General features: G+C 60.2%; 16 protein-coding genes. 9 read left to right on the top strand and 7 right to left on the bottom strand.

What is annotated here, in order from left to right:
• Positions 1 to 37 precede the first annotated feature (37 nt).
• From ACUZ9Q_RS13650 to ACUZ9Q_RS13635, 4 genes are all read left to right on the top strand, one after another.
• Positions 38 to 373 (top strand): hypothetical protein, encoded by a 336-nt coding sequence (locus ACUZ9Q_RS13650; RefSeq protein ID WP_215648174.1) that lies wholly within the window; start codon positions 38 to 40, stop codon positions 371 to 373.
• Complete coding sequence (locus ACUZ9Q_RS13645; protein ID WP_449248047.1) at positions 366 to 1730, top strand: histone deacetylase family protein; 1365 nt, start codon at positions 366 to 368, stop codon at positions 1728 to 1730. Before ACUZ9Q_RS13650 ends, ACUZ9Q_RS13645 begins: the two co-directional genes overlap by 8 nt.
• 227 nt (positions 1731 to 1957) lie before the next feature.
• Positions 1958 to 3166: a saccharopine dehydrogenase family protein gene (locus ACUZ9Q_RS13640; RefSeq protein ID WP_022658910.1), complete on the top strand. Its 1209-nt coding sequence runs from the start codon at positions 1958 to 1960 to the stop codon at positions 3164 to 3166.
• 238 nt (positions 3167 to 3404) lie between these two features.
• On the top strand, positions 3405 to 4994 hold the full coding sequence (locus tag ACUZ9Q_RS13635; RefSeq protein ID WP_346654799.1) for a histidine kinase N-terminal 7TM domain-containing diguanylate cyclase: 1590 nt from the start codon (positions 3405 to 3407) through the stop codon (positions 4992 to 4994).
• A 188-nt stretch (positions 4995 to 5182) separates the two neighbouring features.
• Here the strand turns inward: ACUZ9Q_RS13635 and purE are convergent, their stop codons facing one another.
• From purE to ACUZ9Q_RS13620, 3 genes are all read right to left on the bottom strand, one after another.
• Positions 5183 to 5680 (bottom strand): 5-(carboxyamino)imidazole ribonucleotide mutase, encoded by a 498-nt coding sequence (purE, locus tag ACUZ9Q_RS13630; protein ID WP_215648178.1) that lies wholly within the window; start codon positions 5678 to 5680, stop codon positions 5183 to 5185.
• A gap of 62 nt (positions 5681 to 5742) precedes the next feature.
• Positions 5743 to 7029: a phosphoribosylamine--glycine ligase gene (gene purD, locus ACUZ9Q_RS13625; RefSeq protein ID WP_449248046.1), complete on the bottom strand. Its 1287-nt coding sequence runs from the start codon at positions 7027 to 7029 to the stop codon at positions 5743 to 5745.
• A gap of 187 nt (positions 7030 to 7216) precedes the next feature.
• On the bottom strand, positions 7217 to 8896 hold the full coding sequence (locus ACUZ9Q_RS13620) for an FG-GAP repeat domain-containing protein (RefSeq protein ID WP_192112583.1): 1680 nt from the start codon (positions 8894 to 8896) through the stop codon (positions 7217 to 7219).
• Between the two features lie 218 nt (positions 8897 to 9114).
• On the opposite strand from ACUZ9Q_RS13620, the gene ACUZ9Q_RS13615 reads away from it, so the two are divergent.
• Positions 9115 to 10506: an RsmB/NOP family class I SAM-dependent RNA methyltransferase gene (locus ACUZ9Q_RS13615; RefSeq protein ID WP_449248045.1), complete on the top strand. Its 1392-nt coding sequence runs from the start codon at positions 9115 to 9117 to the stop codon at positions 10504 to 10506.
• Positions 10507 to 10559: 53 nt separating this feature from the next.
• Here the strand turns inward: ACUZ9Q_RS13615 and hypF are convergent, their stop codons facing one another.
• The gene (gene hypF, locus ACUZ9Q_RS13610; RefSeq protein WP_449248044.1) at positions 10560 to 13061 is read right to left on the bottom strand and encodes a carbamoyltransferase HypF; all 2502 of its coding nucleotides are present in this window, start codon (positions 13059 to 13061) and stop codon (positions 10560 to 10562) included.
• Between the two features lie 176 nt (positions 13062 to 13237).
• Between hypF and ACUZ9Q_RS13605 the strand changes: the two genes are divergently transcribed.
• The 4 genes from ACUZ9Q_RS13605 (at position 13238) to ACUZ9Q_RS13590 (ending at position 17651) form a co-directional block, all read left to right on the top strand.
• Positions 13238 to 13807, top strand: a complete 570-nt coding sequence (locus tag ACUZ9Q_RS13605; protein ID WP_449248043.1) for a helix-turn-helix domain-containing protein — start codon at positions 13238 to 13240, stop codon at positions 13805 to 13807.
• A gap of 108 nt (positions 13808 to 13915) precedes the next feature.
• The gene (locus ACUZ9Q_RS13600) at positions 13916 to 15595 is read left to right on the top strand and encodes an AMP-binding protein (RefSeq protein ID WP_215648182.1); all 1680 of its coding nucleotides are present in this window, start codon (positions 13916 to 13918) and stop codon (positions 15593 to 15595) included.
• A 351-nt stretch (positions 15596 to 15946) separates the two neighbouring features.
• Positions 15947 to 16987 carry a signal peptide peptidase SppA gene (gene sppA, locus ACUZ9Q_RS13595; RefSeq protein WP_227118677.1) on the top strand — a complete coding sequence of 347 codons (1041 nt, stop codon included), beginning with the start codon at positions 15947 to 15949 and terminating at the stop codon, positions 16985 to 16987.
• Positions 16988 to 17159: 172 nt separating this feature from the next.
• A complete protein-coding gene (locus ACUZ9Q_RS13590; protein WP_192112589.1) occupies positions 17160 to 17651 on the top strand; it encodes a hypothetical protein in 492 nt (163 codons plus the stop codon).
• Positions 17652 to 17735: 84 nt separating this feature from the next.
• On the opposite strand, the gene ACUZ9Q_RS13585 is transcribed toward ACUZ9Q_RS13590, so the two are convergent.
• From ACUZ9Q_RS13585 to ACUZ9Q_RS13575, 3 genes are all read right to left on the bottom strand, one after another.
• Positions 17736 to 18998: a diguanylate cyclase gene (locus tag ACUZ9Q_RS13585; protein WP_449248147.1), complete on the bottom strand. Its 1263-nt coding sequence runs from the start codon at positions 18996 to 18998 to the stop codon at positions 17736 to 17738.
• A gap of 373 nt (positions 18999 to 19371) precedes the next feature.
• The gene (locus ACUZ9Q_RS13580) at positions 19372 to 19716 is read right to left on the bottom strand and encodes a hypothetical protein (protein WP_192112591.1); all 345 of its coding nucleotides are present in this window, start codon (positions 19714 to 19716) and stop codon (positions 19372 to 19374) included.
• Positions 19713 to 21158, bottom strand: a complete 1446-nt coding sequence (locus ACUZ9Q_RS13575; RefSeq protein ID WP_449248042.1) for a tetratricopeptide repeat protein — start codon at positions 21156 to 21158, stop codon at positions 19713 to 19715. Before ACUZ9Q_RS13575 ends, ACUZ9Q_RS13580 begins: the two co-directional genes overlap by 4 nt.
• Positions 21159 to 21162: the final 4 nt, after the last annotated feature.

Raw genomic sequence — 21162 nt, 5'->3', positions numbered from 1 at the left:
GCTTTTGGCGCGCTCCATGCGCCACCAAGGAGAATATATGTACGAATGTTATACACTTGAAGTTGAAGGAGCGGGCGTGCGCTTTGCCCCCCGTGAAGGCAAGGAACTGGCCTATCTGCCGGGTCAGCCGCCCAAGGGCTACACCCTGATCAACGTTATTGGCGATCCCGGTTTGCTGCACTGCGCCGTTTTTCGCAAGGATGGCGGTGCTGGCGGCTTTTTTGCCCTGCACGATACTGAAGGCGTGCTTTTTATGGCCGTGGCAGAAAGCAATCTGGCCTACGGCATGGGCCTTGCGCACATGGGCCGTATGGTGACGTATGCCCGTTATGGGGCCGATATTTTTGAAGAACTTGGCGAAGGTGATGACTGAAAAACCACTGCCGCCTCTGGTGGCGGCCCGCAGTCTTGGTGTGGTGTTTTTCCCTGCCTTTGACTGGGCCATTTCTGCAACACACCCGGAGCGGGAAGAGCGCCTGCTCTATACGCGCGACCAGCTGCTTGAAGAGGGGCTGTTCGACATCCCCGGTATTACGGAATACCGCCCCGCCTTTGCCACGCATGCCCAGCTTGAGCGCGCGCACTTCTGCCTGCCTTCGGCTGCGGCGGTGAGTACGGATTCGCATCTGGCTTCGGCGGGCGGGGCTATCCGCGCGGCCCGGCTGGTGCTTGAGGGGCGCGAGCAGCGGGCCTTTGCCCTGGTGCGGCCTCCAGGCCACCACGCCATGCGCGTGGTGCACGGCAACCGCGGCTTCTGCAATATCAATAATGAAGCCGTCATGGTGGAGTATATCCGCGATCACTACCCGCGCCCCGACGGCCGCCCCCTGCGCATCGCCATTGTGGATACGGACGTGCATCACGGCGACGGCAGCCAGGATATTTTCTGGAACGACCCGCATACCCTGTTCATCTCGCTGCATCAGGACGGGCGCACCCTGTACCCCGGATCGGGTTTCCCGCAGGAATGCGGCGGCCCCGGTGCGCTTGGGCGCACCATCAATATCCCCCTGCCGCCCGAAACCTCGGACGAGGGCTATCTGTACGCCATAGAGCATGCGGTGCTGCCCATTCTGGAAGATTTCAAGCCTGACCTGATCATCAATTCCGCCGGGCAGGACAATCACTTCACCGATCCCCTTGCCAACATGAAGCTTTCGGCCCAGGGCTATGCGGCGCTCAATGCGGCCCTGCAGCCGCATATCGCCGTGCTTGAAGGCGGCTACTCCATACGCGGGGCATTGCCCTACGTGAATCTGGGCATCTGCCTTGCTCTGGCCGGGCTGGACGCCTCAGATATCCGCGAGCCGGGCTGGACGCCGGAAGCCACGCGTCAGCGGCCGCAGGTGGGGGAATACATCGCCAGATTGTGCGGGCAGATCCGCGATGTGTATTTTCATCCCCCGGCGCAGCCTACTGAGGGCGAGGAAGAAAACGGCTGGTGGGTACGCCGCAAGCATATCTTTTACGATACGGACAACCTGCGCGAAGGGCAGACGGAAGCCTGGCGGCTGTGCAGCGATTGCTCGGGCCTGGGGCGCATTGAGACCGCCTCGGAACGGGTGCCCCGCTCCCTGTGCATACTGGTGCCGCGCCACGCCTGCCCGCAGTGCAGGAGCCAGGGGCTGGAGCTTGCCGAGCGGGCGCGCAAAAGCGGGCGTTACGCCCATGTGCGCCTGATGGATGGCGATGCGGCAGATCCGGGCCCTGCGGCCAAAAGTGAGAAATAAAGCAGAGTTGACGGTTTTTGCACCGCGATCTGTTGACGCCGGAACTTTCCTGGGCCATAAGGCCCATTCCGCGCGTGGCGTAACGGCTTTGTCACGCCGTGCGGGCATCATGTTTTCCGGCCAGGGTCATGCGGCCCGGCAACCCTGCGCCCACGGGCGCAATATATGAAAATGGCGGCGCGGTCATGCCGCGCAGTGGTATACCTCTTCCACCACGGAGAAGGAACATGTCTCATATTCTGATTATTGGCGCGGGCGGCGTAGGCAGCGTTGTGGTGCACAAGTGTGCGCAGGTACTCAAGGAAGGCGGATTTTCAAAGGTAACGCTGGCAAGCCGCACCCTTTCCCGCTGCGATGCCATTGCGCAGAGCGTCAAGACACGCCTTGGCGTCGAGGTTGCCACCGCTCAGGTGGACGCGGACAATGTACCCGAGCTGTGCTCCCTCATCCGGCAGGTCAAGCCCGATGTGGTCTGCAACGTGGCCCTGCCGTATCAGGATCTGCACATCATGGACGCCTGCCTTGAATGCGGCGTGCATTACGTGGACACCGCCAACTACGAGCCGTTGGACACAGCCAAGTTTGAATACAAGTGGCAGTGGGCCTATCAGGATCGCTTCCGCGAGGCGGGGCTGACGGCCCTGCTCGGTTCCGGTTTTGACCCCGGCGTCACCAACGTGTATGCGGCCTGGGCGCTCAAGCATCAGCTGGACGAAGTGCACGTGCTCGACATCATCGACTGCAACGCGGGCGATCATGGCCAGCCCTTTGCCACCAACTTCAATCCTGAAATCAACATCCGCGAGGTCACGGCGCGCGGGCGGTACTGGGAACGCGGCGAGTGGGTGGAAACCGACCCCCTGTCCTGGTCCATGAATTTTGATTTCCCTGACGGCATCGGCTCCAAAAAGTGCTTTCTCATGTATCATGAAGAGCTGGAATCGCTCGTGCAGAACCTCAAGGGCATCCGCCGCGCCCGCTTCTGGATGACGTTTTCAGAGAACTATCTCAACCACCTCAAGGTGCTTGGCAACGTGGGCATGACCCGCATCGACCCTGTGAAATTTCAGGGGCAGGACATTGTGCCCATCCAGTTCCTTGCCAAACTGCTGCCCGACCCAGCCTCCCTTGGCCCCCTGACCAAGGGCAAGACCTGCATTGGCGACCTCATGCGCGGCGTCAAGGACGGCAAGGAAAAGACCGTCTACGTGTACAACATCTGCGATCACGAAGAATGCTACGCAGAAGTTGGCTCCCAGGCCATTTCGTACACCACGGGCGTGCCCGCCATGATCGGTACAAAGATGGTGGCTCAGGGCTTGTGGCGCAAGCCCGGCGTGTGGAACATGGAACAGTTTGATCCCGATCCTTTCATGAAGGATCTCAATGTGTACGGCCTGCCCTGGCAGTGCCTGGACGTGACCGGCAAATTTTAGTCAGCAAGCTGGTTTGATTGTTGCAAAGACTCCGGTGTCTGCTCAGGCAGGCCCGGAGTTTTTGTTTTGCTGCCGGGGCCGCGCTGCTTGTCAGCTTGTGGGGATGCAGGTAAAAAAATCGGACACGCGAAGCTGCGCAGGGCGAGGAACGGTATTTTCCCGCTCACGCAGTGCGTTATGAATGCACTGCTGCGTCACGTAATGCCAGTTGCAGAGTGAATAGTATAGGGCATATCCAGTGATCATAAGAGCTGCCTGTATTCTTTTTCTGAGTATATCGTGCGCGGGCATGCTCTATGCTGTTTGCTATTCGTCCAGGATAGCACGGTCAAACGGTTACGCGGCCTTTTTGTTTTTGTTTATGACTATTTTCATGTACACGGTCGGGTACATTTTCGAGCTTGCATCAAGCACGCCTGAAACAATCTATCTTTCCTTAAAAATTGAATATCTTGGAGCACCCCTTATAGCGGTGTTCTGGTTTCTTTTTGCAGTTTATTACAATAACTATTCAATAAAGAGCAAGGCTGTGATGGCTCTGCTGTTTGTAGTGCCGTTGACGACTATTGCAATGCTCTACACCAATGAGTATCACAACTTTCATTATAAAACATTTGCTGTAGATGCCAGCGGCCTCTTCCCTGTGGCGGTAACGCAGAAGGGCTGGTGGTATTATGTGGATTTTGTTTACAAGATGCTTGTTGCCTTTGCCGGTCTGGCTTTGTTTGCCTTTTCCTACGGCAAGGCAACGGGCTATCGCAGGCGTCAGGCAAAAACCATCTTTATTGGCGCGCTGAGCCTCTGGATAGGCAATTTTTTGCAGATGTTGGGCTTTGCGCCCTACGGTATTGATATTGAGCCCTTCATCCTCTCGGCGGCCCTGCCGTTGAGTGGTTTTGCCATGTCCCGCCTGCGCATGTTCGACCTCGTGCCCATAGCGCGCGACAAGGTGTTTAAAACCATGAGCGCCAGTGTTCTGGTGCTGGACGGCAAGCTGCGCGTGGTGGATTTCAACGACAGCGCCGTGTCCATTCTTCCAGCCCTGTCAGAGGATGCCGTGGGGCTGACGGTCATGGATGTGTTTCCTGAACAAAGTTCCCTTGATGTGACGGCGCTTGTGCAGAATGAGGAAATGGAGATTGCTCTGCCAGTGGCAGGAGGGCTGCGTTTTTACAAGGTTTCCTGCGCCAGGGTTGGCGAGTCAGAAAAAGATTCCGGCCTCATTGTATCCTTGTACGATATGACCGAAAGCAAGGAACTGCTTGAAAAAATGCAGCGCATCGCGTCGCAGGACGCGCTGACACAGGTGTTCAGCCGCTGGTTTTTTATGGAGGCCTTTCAGCGCGAGATTGACCGTTGCAAGGAGATTGGCGGCAAGCTCGGTTTTATGCTGCTGGACATCGACCATTTCAAACGCGTCAACGATGAATATGGGCATATGGCGGGCGACAAAGTACTGCGCGGCGTCACGGCCGCTCTGAAAGACACGCTTGGGCACAAAGCCCTGCTTGGTCGCTATGGTGGCGAGGAATTTTCTGTGCTGTTGCCCGGGATGGGTCAGGATGAGGCCGTGGCTCTCGCTGAGCGCCTGCGACAGGTTGCCGCCATGATAGAGGTGTCATTCAACAGCACGGCCATAAATGTGACCATCAGCGTTGGCGTTGCCGCCGCAGTATTTGAACCGGGCGCCCCGCTGGGCATGGAGAGCACGCAAATCTGCGATGCCCTTATTCTGGCGGCAGATACAGCGCTGTACCGCGCCAAGCAGGAAGGACGCAACAGGGTGTGCTCTGTTGGCCTTGAGTACGGTGCAGAGGCGTCCGTGTAATCAATCTGCCTGTCGCTTTGCAGCGTCAGCGCAACATCTGGCAATAACAAACGCCCGCAAGCTCAGCATGCGGGCGTTTGTCGGTCTTTTCAGCGCACGGTTCGTGCCTGTACCGTGGGTTCTTATGGCGAATCAAAGCATGGACAAAGTACGGTGCAAGCATCGGCCCTGCTGCCAGGGCTAGTACGCTAGGCGTACTTGCGGCTGATTTCTTCCCCGGCTTTTTCCACTTCTTCGCGCATTTTGGCGCGGGCTTCGGCAATGCGCTCATTGAGCGCAGGGTCGGACACGGCCAGAATCTGGGCGGCCAGCCATGCGGCATTGCGTGCGCCAGCCTTGTCGGTGGCAACGGTGGCGACCGGGAATCCAGGAGGCATCTGCACAGTGGCAAAAAGCGCGTCCATACCGCACAAGGCGGCGCTGGAAACAGGAATGCCGATCACAGGGCGCGTGGTGCGGGCGGCCACGGCTCCAGCCAGATGCGCGGCCATGCCCGCGGCGCAAATAAACACGCGCGTGCCTTCGGCTTCGTACTGGCTCACCAGTTTTTCGGTGCGTTCAGGCGTGCGATGCGCGGAACTCACGGTGATAGCGCAGCTCACGCCAAGGCTTTTCAGAACGTCTACGCAGGGGCTGACCTTTTCTTCGTCAGACTTTGACCCCATCAAAATGACTACTTGCGGCATAGTCTTACCTTCCTGTAGTACGGCGCAGTGCGCCGGAATATTCTTGCAAAATCAAACGGTTGCTATTTTCCGGCCAGGCGGCGGATGCCTTTTTCGCCAATATCGGTGCGATGAAAACCATCCTGCATGCGTACCTTGGCCACACCGGCGTAGGCGGCCTTTTGCGCGGCGGCCAGGCTGTCGCCCAGTGCGGTGACGCACAAAACACGCCCGCCGTTGGAAACGAGTGATCCGTCCTTAACGGCAGTGCCGCTGTGAAAAACCTTTACGCCGGGTACGCTGTCCGCATCTTCAATACCTTCGATGGACAAACCCTTGGCGTAGGAGCCGGGATACCCCTTGGCGGTGATCACAACGCCAAGCGCAGTCTGGCAGGTCTGGCCGAGGCTTGCCGGGTCAAGCTTGCCGCGTACGGCGTCCAGCATGATGGCAGGCAGGTCGCCGTCAAGGCGCATGAGCAGGGGCTGACATTCCGGGTCGCCAAAGCGCACGTTGTATTCCAGCACCTTGGGGCCGTCGGCGGTCATCATCAGCCCCGCGTACAGCACGCCCACAAAGGGGTGTCCGTCCTTGGCAAGCTCGCGCAGGATGGGCCTCACCGTGAGGTCGGCCATTTCTTCAAGCATGCTGTCGGGCAGCACCGGGGCGGGGCTGTAAGCGCCCATGCCACCTGTATTGGGGCCTTCATCATTATCAAATACGCGCTTGTGATCCTGCGCCGAAGGCAGGGGAACAGCGCGGGTGCCATCGCATACGCAGAGGAAGGATGCTTCCTCGCCCACAAGGCATTCTTCCACCACCACAAGATTGCCAGCGTCGCCAAAGGCGCGTTCGGTCATGATTTCGTCAATGGCGTCCAGCGCCTCCTGCACGGTCTGGGCAATGATGACGCCCTTGCCCGCAGCGAGGCCGTCCGCCTTGATGACCAGGGGAGCGCCCACTTTGTTGATATGGTCGCGGGCCGCCTGCGCATCGCTGAACACGGCGCAGTGGGCGGTGGGCACCTTGGCGCGGTTCATGATTTCCTTGGCAAAGGCCTTGCTGCCCTCAAGGCGCGCGCCATAGGCATCCGGCCCGAAGCTGGGGATGCCGGCTTCGCGCATGCAGTCAACAATGCCCAGCGTCAGGGGCAGCTCGGGGCCTGGAATCACCAGGTCGATGTGCTCCTTGCGCGCAAAGGCCAGCAACCCGTCCAGGTCGTCCACAGCCACAGGCACGTTAACGGCCCCTTCGCTGCTGGTGCCGCCGTTGCCGGGCGCAACAAAAACGGCGCTGACTTCGGGGCTTTGCAGAATTTTCCAAACCAGGGCGTGTTCGCGGCCACCGGAGCCGATCACAAGGATGCGCATGCTGTCTCCTTACTCCAAAAACTTTTTCCGTTTCATAAACTGGTTATAAAGCGGTAAAACCCATGTGGATTTTACCGCTTTAATATTGGCTATTGCCAGAGCCGCGGCAAGGCCGTTGCTCCATATCCGCAGCTCTGCGCCGCAGATAAAAACGGCCCCTCGCGCTGGCGAAGGGCCGCTTACCCCGCTAGTTGGGGCTTATTTCAAAGTCGCTCAAATCCGCAGGCACGTTGGGGTTGGTGGCCGAAACGTCCAGAGGATAGGCGGTAATCATGCACTGGCGGCTGCCGATGCCGAGATCGGGCGAGGTGTTCAGGCCCACCACAAGATCAAGGATGCCATCGTTGTTCACGTCAGCCAGATCGATTTCTGCCACAGAACCACGGATGCGGCGGGTCTTCCACTTGAGGCCAAGGCCCACGCCGTCCCAGTACAGGGCATGAACTTCGCCCTGGGGGAAGAAACGGTAACGGTCAAAGAACTGCGCCGCAGTGGATATGGGCTTGTTGACCAGCAGCGTGTAGTCGCCGGTATTGCCGATGTCGGCAGCGATGAGGCGCATGGGGGCGTAGTACTTGCTGGGCAACTGGTAGGCTTTGTCCACGCCCAGGCCCGGCATGCCCTTGTAGTGATCCATGCCCGTGGCAGAGCCGGAATAACGTTCCATGGTGGTGTGAACCAGGGTGTTGCCGTGGCCCTGAAAGAGCTTGATGCGCTCGTCGTCGGTCAGCATGACAAGCTGTTCACCCTTGCCGTTCTTGCCGGCGGGCAACCACACGCAGTTGAACACGGTGGCACCGGTGGGCAGGTCAAGACGGGTGCCAAGCGTAAACTTGCCGTCCTGCTTGGTCATGATGCGCACGCCGGGAGCAAAGAGCTTGAGCGAATCCCATCCCTGACCCACGAGAGTGGGGCTGTAGGTGGGGGGCACACGCATGACGCTCACGTAGTAAGGAATGCGGTCGGCAATGGTGGTGAATTTGTTGCCCTTGAAGCTGTAAATGAAGGAGTAAGGGCGGTTGCTCGATTCTTCGGTGGTGGTCACAACAAGGGCCATGCTGCGATCGCGGTTGAGGTCGATGGCGCGCATGGAGAAGTTGTTGTTGGAACGCGAAACCACGGTTTCGCCAATCAGCTTGAGCTGACCATTGGCAGGCCAGCTGTAGATGCGCAGATCGTGATCGCTCAGGATGGCGATTTCATTCTTGCCATCGCCGTTAAAGTCGCCCACGGCCATATCGACCATGTTGTAACCCAGGCGCTGGGTGCGCAGGCGGGAACCGTCTTCAGCGCCGGCGCCCTGATAGCGGAACTGCGGGTTCAGGTACACCTGCTGCTGACCGGTTTCGTTGGTGACGATGTCGCCATTGGCGGTTGCGCCACGCGGGGAACCAGAGGCGGTGGAGCCGGGGGTGCGCATTGCGGAGGAAATACCAAACACTTCCTGGCTCAGGGCCGAGGTCAGTTTCTGCACAGAAGTGGTCAGTTCGCTCACAGGAGCCTGGGCGGTTTTGCTCCAGGTTTTGCCTGCCTTGTCCACGCTGTTCATAACAACAGTGCAGTCGTTGCCCATGACGCTCACCGAGCCCCAGATGGCGTTGTCTGCACCAGAAGAGCGGAGCGCCTGCTGGGCTTCTGCCTGGCTGGCGGCCTTGTTCTGTCCCGCACGGGCTTCAAGCACGCCAGGGCGGTCAAGGCGTCCCTGAATGGTAGCCTGAACAGCCTTGGAAAGGTAAGCATAGCTCTGGGGGGCATTGACCACAAAGGGCAATACCACAGCGCTTTTAGCGGCGGCGCTGGCAGCGCCCGCAGCAACGGCGACGAGCAGCAGGCAGACCGAAAAAGTCAGTCGCATGGCGAATTTCATTCCATTCTCCTTGAGTATTCACGCAAATACCCGGTAAAGTACGGCCACGGGCCGTTGTGGCGGTCAACCGGTACCGACTGTCAAATGCAGCCCGGCACGTCCGCACTGGCGCACTATACGCACACTTGCAGCGCCGTGCAAGACGCAAGGAGCCTGTGGAGCGCGCCGCAACAGATAAATTCCTTGCGGGAAGGGCGTACTGTCAATAATATGCCGCCATGCCGAAAACTCTTATCCGTTCTTTCCGCCTGGTATGCGCCCCGGAGCAGGTGCCCGCAGTGGAGGCCCTGCTGCGCGCTCAGGGGTATGATTTTGAGCCGGAACCTTTTTCTCCCCTGTGCCGTCGCCTTGTGGCCGAGCCGCGCCCGCTTGGCGGTTCGCTGGCTGCATTTTTCGGCTACATCTATATACAGGACCGCTCATCCATGTTGCCGCCGCTGGCGCTGGCTCCCGCTGCTGGCAGCGCCGTGCTCGACATGTGCGCAAGCCCGGGCAGCAAAACCGGCTTTCTGGCCCAGCTTGTGGGGCGCAATGGTTTTGTGCTCGGCAACGAGCCTTCGCCCACGCGCCTTGGCACCCTGCGGGCCAACCTGCACCAGCTTAATCTGATACAGGCCGCCACCTGTTCGTACAGCGGCGATGCCCTGCCTTTACGCCCCGGCTCGTGGGACGCAATCTTGCTTGACCCGCCCTGCTCCGGCTGGGGAACCGCAGAAAAACACCCGCAGGTGCTCAAGCTCTGGCAGGGCGACAAGCTCGACAGCCTCACCGGGCTGCAACGCCGTCTGCTGCGCCATGCGGCCTCGTTGCTGCGGCCCGGCGGGCGGCTGGTGTATTCCACCTGCACGACCAATGTGGATGAAAACGAGGCGCAGGTGCGCTTTGCCGAGCAGGAGCTGGGGCTGGAGCGCGAACACCTTGATCCCATCCCCGGTTTCGTGTGGGAGGAACTGCCCGGCGGTGAAGGCACCTTGCGTGTGGACGGCGCACGCTCGCAGGCTCAGGGATTTTATGTGGCCCTTTTCCGCAAACCGGGCAATGTGAATACGGCGGTTTTGCCCTTTGAAAGCAGCGCGTCTGAGCCGCAGGAAGCCGTTTTTGAAGTGCCTGCTTCTGCTCTCTCAGGGATGCAGAGCGCGGGCCAGCGCAATGGACGGCGTGCCGGGCGGAACCGCGGTGACGACCGTGCGGGAAAGCCCCTTGAACGTCCTTCTGGCAGCCCGTTGCCGCCGGAAAGCCTTGTGGGCGCTACCTGCAACCCTGACCTGCTGCCCCCAGGGCGGGCGGTGCTGTACGGCGAGCACGTACGTTTTGTGCCGCCTCAGGCCACAGTTCTTTTGCCCCCCGGTTGCGTATGGCAGGGTTCATTGCTGGGCAAGCTTTGCGGCGGAACGCTGGATGCCGCGCCGCGCCTGCGCGTGCTCATGCAGTCGCCGCCGGATGCCGCCTCCAGTCTGGTGCTGGACGATGTGGCCGATATTACGGCCCTGTTGAGCGGGCAAAGCCGCCAGACAGGTTTGAATGGACGCGAGGCTGGCCTGTGGTGGCGCGATCTGCCTTTGGGGCGCATTGTTCTCAAGCAGGGCAGGGCCATAGCCGGGTTCAAATAGGCGCGGATACTGTCAGCAGGTTGCCTTGCGGGCTTTTCCCGCCTTGCTTGCAATCAGAGTTTCGCCCTTGCCAGCATCCTTCTGCCCCACACGGCCTGACCGAGGGAAAGCCCACCATCGCCTGGCGGCAGCTCATGGTGGGTGAGGGCTGTGAGGCCCTGCTCCGCCAGCGCCAGCGGCAGCAGCCGCGCCAGCGTGGCATTCTGCAATACGCCGCCGGTGAGCCCCACACAGTTCAGCCCCAGTTTGCGGGCCGCACGGCCCGCCATACCTGCCAGCGCCCGCGCAAGGCTGAGGTGAAAACGCGCCGCGGCTTCTGTGGCGTCCATTCCCTGCGCCTGCGCCTGCGCAACGTGGGCGAACAGGCCTGCGCTGTCCATTTCCAGCAAATCGTGGTGAAGCGCAATACCAACGGGCCAGACCAATGCGGCCATGTCCTTGTCGCGCGCCTTGCCCTCCAGCGCCGCGCGGACATGCTCATTGGCCCGGTTGGCGGCATCTTCAAGACGGATGGCGGCCTGCCCTTCGTAGCTTGTATCAAGGCACAGCCCCAGTTGCGCGGCCACCGCATCGAAGAGGCGTCCGCAACTGGATGTGGGCGGACAGTTGATGCCGCGCCGCAGCATTTCTGTCACTGCGGCTGCGGCCTGCGCCTGTTCCGGCAGCCAGGGGGTACGCAGTGACGGAAGGGGAATTTCCGCCTGCTCGCAAAGGCTGCGCAGGGCCAGCGCAATGCGCCAGGGTTGGCGCACGGCTGCATCTCCGCCCGGCAAGGCAAAGGGGGCCAGACGGCCCACCCTGCGCCACTGGGCCTGCTCAAGCTCCATGAACAGCAGCTCTCCACCCCATACTGTGCCATCGTCGCCAAGCCCCGTGCCGTCAAGGCAGAGGGCCAGCGCCGGGCCGTAGTGGCTGTTTTCGGCCAGTACCGCTGCGGCGTGGGCGGCGTGGTGCTGCAAGCGCCACAGGGGCAGGCCCTCGCGTTCTGCGCGGGCCTCGGCATAGCGGGTGGAAAGAAAATCGGGGTGCGCATCGCACACCAGAGCCTCGGGCCGCACCTCCAGCAGTTTTTCCAGATGCGCTGCCACCTCCTCATAAAAATTCAGGGTGGCGGGATTTTCCAGATCCCCAATGTGCTGGCCCACAAAGGCCTCGGCCCCGCGCGTCAGGCAAATGGTGGCCTTGAGCTCCGCTCCGGTTCCCAGCACGCAAGGGGCGTTTTGTTCCGTCTTGGGCAGAAAAACCGGGCGCGGCACATAGCCCCGGGCGCGGCGGTAGAACAGCGGTTCGGCAAGCTGGTTTGCGGGCGCAGGTGTGCCGTGCGCATCCGCGCCGGACAGGCTCGGCTGGAGAGTCACCACGCTGTCGTCCACGCGCACCAGAATATCCCGGTCGTGCAGGAGCCATGCGTCCGCCAGATGGTCAAGCCGGGCCAGAGCCTCGCGGTTGCCAAGGCAAATGGGTTCGCCCCCGGCATTGGCCGAGGTCATGACCAGCACGGGCGGCAAAGCTGTGCATTCTGCAAGGCGGCTGAAAAGTACGGCATGCAGGGGGGTGTAGGCCAGCATGATGCCGACCTTGCCAGTGTCGGGAGCCACCTCATGCGGCAAATATGCAGCATCATCCTGAATGGCAGCACCATGCTGCGGCGTGCTGCGGCGGGGGCAGAGAACAACGGGTTTTTCCGGGCTTTGCAGCAGGGCCTCATGTTCCGGCGTAAGGTCGCACAGGGCGCGGGCTGTTGCCAGATCGCCAACCATGAGGGCCAGCGGTTTGTGCGGGCGTGTTTTGCGCCGCCGCAGCTCTTGCAGGCTTTGAGCATTGCGCGCGTCGCAAGCCAGTTGAAAGCCCCCCAGACCTTTGAGCGCCAGAATTCCGCCGTGGAGCAGGGTCTGCACGGCCAGCTCCAAAGCCTGTTGCTGATTTTCTGCGGTCGGCGCGGTGTTTCCCTTGCTGGCAGCCGCCTTATCCACAAACCACAGGCGCGGCCCGCACGTTGGGCAGGCCACGGGCTGGGCATGAAAGCGCCTGTCTGCCGGGTCGGCATATTCCGCGCTGCACCGGGGGCAGAGCGGGAAACAGCTCATGGATGTGACGGCGCGGTCATAGGGAATGGAGCGCGTGATGGTGTAGCGCGGCCCGCAGTTGGTGCAGTTGGTAAAGGCGTACTGGTAGCGGGGGTTGGCGGGATTGCGCATGTCGGCGAGACAGTCGGCGCATACGCCCATATCCGGGCTTACAAGCACGCTGTGCGCTGCCTGCCCTGAGCTGGAAACAATGCGGAAGGCTGTTTCATCCTCCACAACAGGCAAGTCGTGTTCGTCCACTCCGGTCAGCCGTGCCAGCGGCGGTAGTTCGGCGCGCAGGCGGTGCCCAAAGCGCTGCACTTCCGCCGCTGTGCCCTGCATTTCCATGCGCACGCCTTCAGAGGTGTTGCCCACAGTGCCTGTAAGCCCGCCTTCGGCTGCGAGGCGATAGACAAAGGGGCGAAAACCCACGCCCTGCACCTGCCCGGAAGCCACAAAAGCCCTTCTGACCAACGGTTGTTTGCTCATGCCTTTCATCATAGCGCAAAGAGCAAAATGTGTCAGCAGGGGTACTGTATGGCCGCTCAACAGCGCATGTTTGCTTGCGAGCGCACGGGCTTTTCGGTATTTAGTGGGTTGCTTGCCGCCACGTCATCCTGCCAGAGCGGCATCCAACCCGGCATATCCGGTAATCAGGAGCGTCTATGCCCCCCGTGCGTACCATTGGTTCCCGCATCCGTGGATTTCGCGAAGAACGCGAAGTTGACCTGCAAACCCTTTCCCAGAATACGGGCCTTACGGAAGACTATCTTGAAAAGCTGGAATCAGACGCCATCTATCCCTGTATCGGCCCCCTGCAAAAGGTGGCCCGCGCTCTTGGCGTGCGCCTTGGCACTTTTCTGGACGACCAGTTTTCGCGCGACCCGGTGGTGAGCAGCATCAATGGCGAGGCCGAGGCCGATGAAGCGCTGCACACAGGGCGCGTACCCCGCCCCAGCTATACCTATCATGCGCTGGCCAAGGGCAAGAACGACCGCAACATGGAACCCTTCCACATCCGCATTTTCCCCGACAGCGGCGACCGCAAGACCACCTCGCATCAGGGCGAGGAATTTATCTGCGTGCTCAAGGGCGAACTGCTTGTGGTCTATGGCCGCGAAACCCGCGTGCTCAAGCCTGGCGAAACAATTTACTACAATTCCATTGTGCCTCATTACGTGGGCGCTGCGGGCGACGAGCCTGTGGAATTTCTGGCTGTGACTTACAATCCCTAGGGCATGTTCACTTTCTGTTGGTCTGCTCCAGGGCGCGATTCATGGCCCTTCAGACCGCACACCGCGTAACAGCGGCGCACTCGCCGCAACACGCCTTTGGGAGGATGCATGGAAGAAAAAGTTCGTGAGCGTCAGGCGCAGTTTGAACTGCGCGAATGGACGTTGGGGCAGGTGCTTGACCACACTGTGGCGCGCTTTCCCGATAATGAAGCCCTGGTATACCCTGACCGCAACTATCGCCAGACCTGGAGCGAGTTTGGCGCTCTGGTGGACGATTTCGCCAAAGGGCTGATGGCTCTTGGCGTGCAGAAGGGTGAAAAGGTCGCAGTATGGGCCACCAACGTGCCGTACTGGGTGGCATTGCAATTCGCCACGGCAAAAATCGGCGCCATACTTATTACGGTAAACACCAATTACCGTGAACACGAGCTGCGCTATCTGCTCACCCACTCCGAGTGCGAAAATATTTTTCTTATCGACAGCGTGCGCGACCACGATTATCTGGACACGCTCTACCGCATTGCGCCTGAGCTGCGTTTGCAGTCGCGCGACAGGTTTGTGTGCAAAAGCCTGCCGCACCTCAAGCGCGTGTGCTTTCTGGGGGCGGAAAAGCACCGGGGCATGTATTCCGTGCCGGAAATACTCGCCCTTTCCATCATGGTGGACGAGGCGGAATACGCCGCCCGTCAGGCCCTGCTCCAGCCGTGGGATGTCATCAACATGCAGTACACCTCGGGCACCACGGGCTTTCCGCGCGGGGTCATGCTGACCCATGTGGGCGTGGGGCTGAACGGGTACTGGATTGGTCGCCACCAGAATTTCGGCCCGGAAGACAGGGTGTGTCTGCCTGTGCCGCTGTTCCACTGCTTCGGCTGCGTGCTTGGCGTCTCCGCCGCAGTGAACCACGGCGCGACCATGGTTATTCTTGAGTCGTTCAACGCGCTCAAGGTGCTGGCTGCGCTCGACAGCGAACGCTGCACGGCTGTGTACGGCGTGCCTACCATGTTTCTGGCAGAGCTGGAGCATCCGCTTTTCAAGCGTTTTGACCTTTCGCACATGCGCACCGGCATCATGGCTGGTTCCGTTTGCCCCGAGCCGCTCATGCGCCGCGTGGTGGACGACATGAACATGACGGAAATCACCATCTGCTACGGCCTTACGGAAGCTTCGCCGGTGATGACCCAGTCGGACATTCACGATCCCCTGTCGCTGCGCTGCGAAACCGTGGGTTGCGCCATGCCTGGCATTGAAGTGCGCGTGGGCGACCCCGATACCTGCGAGGAACTGCCGCGCGGCGAGGTGGGCGAAATCCTCTGCCGTGGCTACAATGTCATGAAGGGCTACTACAATATGCCCGATGACACGGCCAAGGCCATCAGCCCCGAAGGCTGGTTGCATTCCGGCGATCTGGGCGTTATGGACGAAAACGGCTACCTGCGTGTGACAGGCCGCATCAAGGATATGATTATCCGTGGCGGCGAAAATATCTATCCGCGTGAGGTTGAAGAGTTCCTTATGGGCATGCCCGGCATTCTGGACGTGCAGGTTGTGGCTGTTCCCAGCCGCAAGTACGGCGAAGAGGTCGCGGCCTTCATCATCCCCCGCCCCGGTGTGGAAATTCTGCCGGAAGACGTGCGCGATTTTTGTCGCGGCAAGGTGTCGTGGTATAAAATACCCAAGTACATCAAAACAATAACAGGGTTCCCGCTTACGGCCAGCGGCAAGATCCAGAAGTTCAAGCTGCGCGAAATGGCCGCAGAATTCTGGCCAGAGCCCATGCAACGCTAAATACAATGGGCGCGTCCTGCATCGTGCGGGGCGCGCCAGTGCAACAGCATCAGGCTGTGCCTGAAAAGTGCGGGCTCCCCTGGGCCGCCATCCGCGTCACGAACCGGGCAGATAGTTTGCCGCCGAATAAACCTGCATAAACAATCCCGCTCCGCGCCAGTCTCCGGCTTCTGCCGTCAGCCCAACCGTGTGCCCAGCCCCTTGCCATAAGACATTTCCCAAGCCATTGAAAGGGCATGCGGCCATCCCCGGCGATAGTGCCGCCAGCCTGCGAATTTTTCCACCATCGGGCCAAGGCCCGTCACAACTACAATCAGGTCAAAGAGCGTTATGAGCAATCAGGAATTTTCATTGAATACAGAGTCCCCGCTTTCCATGTCCGCCATGCCCGAGGGCGGTCCAGCCGAGCCTGCACCATCTGCGGCGTCCTCAGCAGCAGCGCCTGCACCCACGGCGGGGCAGTCCTGCGCCTGCCCGCTGGCCCAGGTTCCGGCAAACGTATGGAAGGATCTGCTGCGCCGTCCGTTCCGCAAGCGGCATCCGGTCATCTTTTGGGGGCTGATACTGCTTTTGCTGGCAGGTGTCGGCGTGTTTGGCGCTGCCCTCGGCAGCAACGGCCTCATGGGCGGCCAGCGCATAGCCCTTGTGTCTGTTTCCGGCCCCATCATGGATCCGGAACCTGCCCTTGAGTGGATACGCAAGGTGGAGCGCGACCCCATGATAGCGGGTGTGCTGCTGCGCGTGGATTCGCCTGGCGGGGGCGCAGCGGCATCGCAGGAAATCTATAGTGCCGTGCGTGAGCTGGCCCGCAAAAAGCCCGTGGCTGTCAGCATGGGGTCTCTGGCTGCTTCGGGCGGGCTGATGGTCAGCATGGCGGGATCGCGCGTGTTTGCCAATGCCTCCACCGTGACAGGCTCCATTGGCGTCCGCATGGACATTCCGCAGTTACAGGGCCTTATGGGTAAAATAGGCGTGGGGCAGGAGACCATAACCACCGCCCCCTACAAAGACGCCGGTTCCTACATGCGCCCGTTGAGTACCGAGCAGCGCGACTACTTTAAAAAAGTGCTGGACGACATGCACCAGCAGTTTGTGGACATAGTGGCCGATGGGCGGCACATGGAGCATGCCCGCGCCGCCGCGCTTGCCAGCGGCAAGATTTTTACCGGGCGTGAGGCCGTGCAGCTTGGGCTGGTGGACGAACTGGGCGGGCAGCAAACGGCTTTGGCGTGGCTTTCGGAGCAGTGCGGCGTGCCAGCGGAGCGCAAGCTTGTGACCCGGCCCAAGGAAGGCGGCTGGCTGCCGCGCAGCCTCAAAACCATGCTTGGGGTTGATCTGAGCGCGCTGGGCAGCCTTTCTTCCAGCAGCCCGGTGTTTCTTTATCAGTTTTAGGGGAGCAGCGTTACAGATAGTGCCGGCGCCAATGCGCTCTGACAATAATAGTTAATAAAGCTCTGGCATTATGAGTATTCTGGGCGGCTGTTCTAGACAGCCGCCCTTCCTTGTGCGATACTTCCGCCCGAAAAATACCGCGCACTGCGCGGACATTTCAAGGAGCTTGTCCATGAAATATGCGCTGTTGGGTTCATTGATGGCCTGTGTGCTGTTGGCGGGCCTGTGCGGGGCGGCTGCCGCTGCGGAAAAAAAATTTAACCATTTCAGCATAGACTTGCCCGCCAAGTGCTCGGCAACAGAAAAAGAAAGCATCGTAACCGTTTCCTGCGGGCAGGATTCATTCTTTTCCATTGGTATTTTTACCAAGGCGGAAACCGGCAATATGACGCCCAAGCAGTTTGCCGAAAAGCAGTCGGCCAGGCTTAAAGGCACTGCGCCTTCAAAGGCTGACGACGGCGGCGGCTGGACGTTTCAGGCTATGTCCGGCAGGGTCATGACCCATGCGGATGTGTCCACTGAAGGCGATCTGACCCTGCTGTTTATCAGCGACGTGAGCGACACGGACTGGCCCGATGCCCTGCAGAAGGCGTACGATTCCCTGCGCGGAGCCGATGACCGTGCGGACGCCCTGATCCAGAAATCACTTTTTGAGCGGGAATAAGCCCGCGCCAGACGCGCTTTTAATCAAGCTTGCCTTAACAGCAAAGCCCCGCCGGATAAACCAGCGGGGCTTTGCTTTGCGCTGTTAATCGCTCTCAGCAATGCTGCACGCGGCTGAGGCGACCTTGTTGCGTCCGCTGTTTTTAGCGGCGTACAGGGCTTTGTCCGCTACCCTGATGAGCTCTTCGCAGGCCGTGTGGCCTGACAGGACGCTGGCTGCATCGAGCGCTGCGACGCCTATGCTGATGGTCACATGCCCAAGGGCGCTTTGGCAGTGGGGGATGTGCAGGGCGCTGATGGCTTCGCGCACGCGCTCGGCAACCATTGTGGCGCTTTTCTTGCCTGTTTGGGGCATGATGATGGCAAATTCTTCGCCGCCGTAGCGGAACAGTTCATCACCTGGCCTGAAAAGCGCGGCGCTCATGGCCTTTGCCGCACGGGCGAGGCAGTCGTCCCCGGCAAGGTGCCCATAGGCGTCGTTGTACAGCTTGAATTTATCCACATCGACCATGCCAATGCACATTTCGCCGCCTTCCCGCGCAAGGCGCGCCACTTCCCTTTGCAGGGCTTCATCAAAATGGCGGCGGTTGAACACGCCTGTCAGGTAATCCTTGAGATTCATCTCTTCCAGTTGGCGATTGGCGGCCTCCAGCCGGCGTTCCAGCCCCTTGCGCAGGCTTATGTCGCGCAGCGAAACACAGATGGAGCGAATCTCGCCGCAGGCGTCGGGCAGGCCGTACATGGCCATGACGTAGTCCTTGTCGTCCCAGATGATCTCCTGCTCGGAGATGCTTTTGCCAGACGGAAGAAAGCTGAAGGCCCTGTCCACATCTTCAACAGAGGGAATGCCCGCTTCAAGAATGTGGGCGCGAACCAGCGTGTTGGCGGGCTTGTTCGCAATAATGGCGTACTGCGCGTTGACCGCCAGCAGTTGCCCATCCCTGTTGACGATGCAGAGCGCCATGAAATCGTGCGCAAACACCTCCTCAAAAATGGGCGCGAAATCTCCGTGCATGTCCACAGAACCTATGCTGTGTTCTTCGCCTTCAAAGCCGAGAAGTGTGCCGCAGGCACTGCGCAGAGGTTTTATGCTCAGGCTGGTAACCGTGTGTGTACCCTTTGGGCACACATAGCGCACGGTGCAGCCTGTGAGCGCCCTGGGCTCGGCAGAAGCAAGGGCGCGGCGCAGCATGGCGGCATCATCCGGGTGCATGCAATGAACCAGAAATTTGCCCGTCAGTGATCCCACTGGCAATTCCAGCAACCGCTCCTTTGCAGTGTCCACATTACGATAGACCAGATCAGGGTCAACGCCCCAGCAAAATGATTTTCTGGTATTTTTTTGCATCGACACGATTCCCCCTCCCTTGCCGCCCTGACTGGTTCAGGGGCATTGCCCCTGCTGCGCAGGACTGCGGCAAAGACTCTGTCGATTTCAACGCCAGAATATACATAAGGGAAGCCTTTCGCCAGAGATTTCGGACAGAAAGGCGAGGGCCAAAGAAATATCGAAGATGCCAACTATCCGGCGGGCACAATGGTTGTGATTATGGGAGCAAAGGGAGGGCGCGAACAAAAAAAAATATGAAAACCATAATTCTCTGGCGCGGAAACTTACGCATAAAATGTGATCAAATCACATTCTGGAGTAACGGTGCAAGCGCGGAATACCTCTGTGCAAGGTGATGAAATTAAGGCAGGCAGGGAAAAATTCGAATAAATCAATGACCGGAGTAATCCAGAACATTGTTCAGCGGAGCACTGTGGCTTTCAATACGCCCGTGGTTGAAGGCATGGCGATAAAGCCGCCAGCCCTCCATATCAAGCACATCGAGCTTTCCCTTATGTTCGGGGCACAGGTGCTCCCCAAACACAGCCAGTACTTCATCCACGGGAAAGTACATGCCTTCAAAAGAAATGCGGGCCATGTCGCCGTCACGCTCAAGAACAGGCACGTCATCTTCATCCGGCATGGCATCGGCGCAGGCCTGTTCCAGAGCCGCGTAAAAATCGTTGTTTACAGGATACACATGCCCGTAAACCTTAAGCAGGGGGGAGCGGCTCATGGTTTTGCCGCCGTGTCGCCAGCCTTGGCTGGCACTTGGGGGGTGACGGCATCAGCCTCGGGCTGGCCTCCCTCTTGCCTTGGAGATGTAAGGCACATCTGCTGCCCACGGGCGGCAGCAAGGCCATCGCAGTCGCCCAGAGCGCAGGCGGCGGCCAGATCATCGCACATGCCCGGTTCGTTGCTGCGCAGCATGCGCAACGCGCCGCGCGCCCGCAAAAGCCGGACTTTGTCCGAAGTGTGGGGAAAAGCATTCGTTGTAGCTTCCAGTGCCGCGCTCAGGTCATCTTCGGCAAGAGCCAGTTGCTGCAAGCGCCAGTGGGCCAGTGCGCGGATGTACCGCGCGCGCCCAAGATCAGGGGCAAGCTCCAGTGCGGCAGTGCAGGAAGCGATACTGCGCTGCGGCATGCCTGCCTGTAAAAGAGCCTCACCCAGGAGTAGCTGGGCAGCGGCGCTTTGCGGCAGATTGACGGCAGCTTTTTCAAGGGCTGCCAGAGAGTCTGCCGAGGTCAGCCAGCCCTCGGGCGAAAGGCGTAAGGTATCCAGAGCCGTAATGGCGGCGGCAAGGGTGTCTGCCAGGACGTCAGCTTTTTGCCTCGCCTGCTGTTGCGCCGCTTCCCGTGCGATGCCTTCGGGAGTCGGCATGGGGGGGTGCTGGGTCAACTGCCCCGGCGGTGTCACCTTGGCAATATACCACGTACCGCCAGAACCTGGGGCTGCATCGCCGGAGCCGACTGCTCCGGGCAGGGCATCGGCAGCGGTGACCTCCTGAGCGACCTGCTGGGCGTTTGCCGTTGCGGCCATCAGGTCTGCCAGCAGCAAACGCCGCACTTTCAGGGCATCAGGATTGCGTAGCAGCCGCAGCAATGTTTCCGCCGCATCTGGCCGGGCCAGCAAAGTGACTGTGATGCTTTGCGCGCCGGAATCCCCGCCAGCGGCAGCATGGTCAACTTCTGTCAGCGGGGTGTACAGTTCTGCGGCCAGCGCCGTGTATTCGTTGAAGTCGGTTATGCCCATGCGGATGTCGCGTCTGTTGGGCAGGGCTGCTGCGGCAGTGTGCAGGGCATCCAGAAGGGCCGCGGCTTCCGCGCACAGCCTTTGGGCATGCGGGGGCAGTGGAGCGGCGGGGCAGTGCGCGCTACGAAGAACGGGCGATGGCAGGGGGAGGGGGCCTGGTCTGGAAGCAGATGGGCCGTTTTCCAAAGGCGAGAGCGGATCAGGCGCGGGAGAAGAGGGGCTGGCGCTTTCGGCTGGGTTGTTGTCAGCCGCATTGCCGTGGGTACCCTTGCCCGCAGTTGCTGGTTTGTCAGCGGCAGAGACTGCCGCCGGAGGGCCGGGCGTATGTTCTGCTGCGTATGCCGCACCGCCGGTCAGCAAGACCGGCGGCAGGGCAAAAGTTCCCAGCAGAGCCGCCAGGAGCAAGCTGGAAAACAATGTACGCAAGGCC

This window comes from Desulfovibrio desulfopostgatei (genome assembly GCF_053570645.1).
The sequence above is the reverse complement of the archived record's forward strand: the minus strand, read 5'-3'. Positions and strand labels throughout refer to the sequence as shown.

What these genes read in the sequence shown, in the direction of transcription:
- ACUZ9Q_RS13615 (WP_449248045.1), top strand. Translation starts at nt 9,115, where the DNA reads ATGCCGAAAACTCTTATCCGTTCTTTCCGCCTGGTATGCGCCCCGGAG.
- ACUZ9Q_RS13585 (WP_449248147.1), bottom strand. Translation starts at nt 18,998, where the DNA reads ATGCAAAAAAATACCAGAAAATCATTTTGCTGGGGCGTTGACCCTGAT.
- ACUZ9Q_RS13645 (WP_449248047.1), top strand. Translation starts at nt 366, where the DNA reads ATGACTGAAAAACCACTGCCGCCTCTGGTGGCGGCCCGCAGTCTTGGT.
- ACUZ9Q_RS13650 (WP_215648174.1), top strand. Translation starts at nt 38, where the DNA reads ATGTACGAATGTTATACACTTGAAGTTGAAGGAGCGGGCGTGCGCTTT.
- ACUZ9Q_RS13580 (WP_192112591.1), bottom strand. Translation starts at nt 19,716, where the DNA reads ATGAGCCGCTCCCCCCTGCTTAAGGTTTACGGGCATGTGTATCCTGTA.
- ACUZ9Q_RS13600 (WP_215648182.1), top strand. Translation starts at nt 13,916, where the DNA reads ATGGAAGAAAAAGTTCGTGAGCGTCAGGCGCAGTTTGAACTGCGCGAA.
- purD (WP_449248046.1), bottom strand. Translation starts at nt 7,029, where the DNA reads ATGCGCATCCTTGTGATCGGCTCCGGTGGCCGCGAACACGCCCTGGTT.
- ACUZ9Q_RS13590 (WP_192112589.1), top strand. Translation starts at nt 17,160, where the DNA reads ATGAAATATGCGCTGTTGGGTTCATTGATGGCCTGTGTGCTGTTGGCG.
- ACUZ9Q_RS13605 (WP_449248043.1), top strand. Translation starts at nt 13,238, where the DNA reads ATGCCCCCCGTGCGTACCATTGGTTCCCGCATCCGTGGATTTCGCGAA.
- ACUZ9Q_RS13620 (WP_192112583.1), bottom strand. Translation starts at nt 8,896, where the DNA reads ATGAAATTCGCCATGCGACTGACTTTTTCGGTCTGCCTGCTGCTCGTC.
- hypF (WP_449248044.1), bottom strand. Translation starts at nt 13,061, where the DNA reads ATGAGCAAACAACCGTTGGTCAGAAGGGCTTTTGTGGCTTCCGGGCAG.
- ACUZ9Q_RS13640 (WP_022658910.1), top strand. Translation starts at nt 1,958, where the DNA reads ATGTCTCATATTCTGATTATTGGCGCGGGCGGCGTAGGCAGCGTTGTG.
- purE (WP_215648178.1), bottom strand. Translation starts at nt 5,680, where the DNA reads ATGCCGCAAGTAGTCATTTTGATGGGGTCAAAGTCTGACGAAGAAAAG.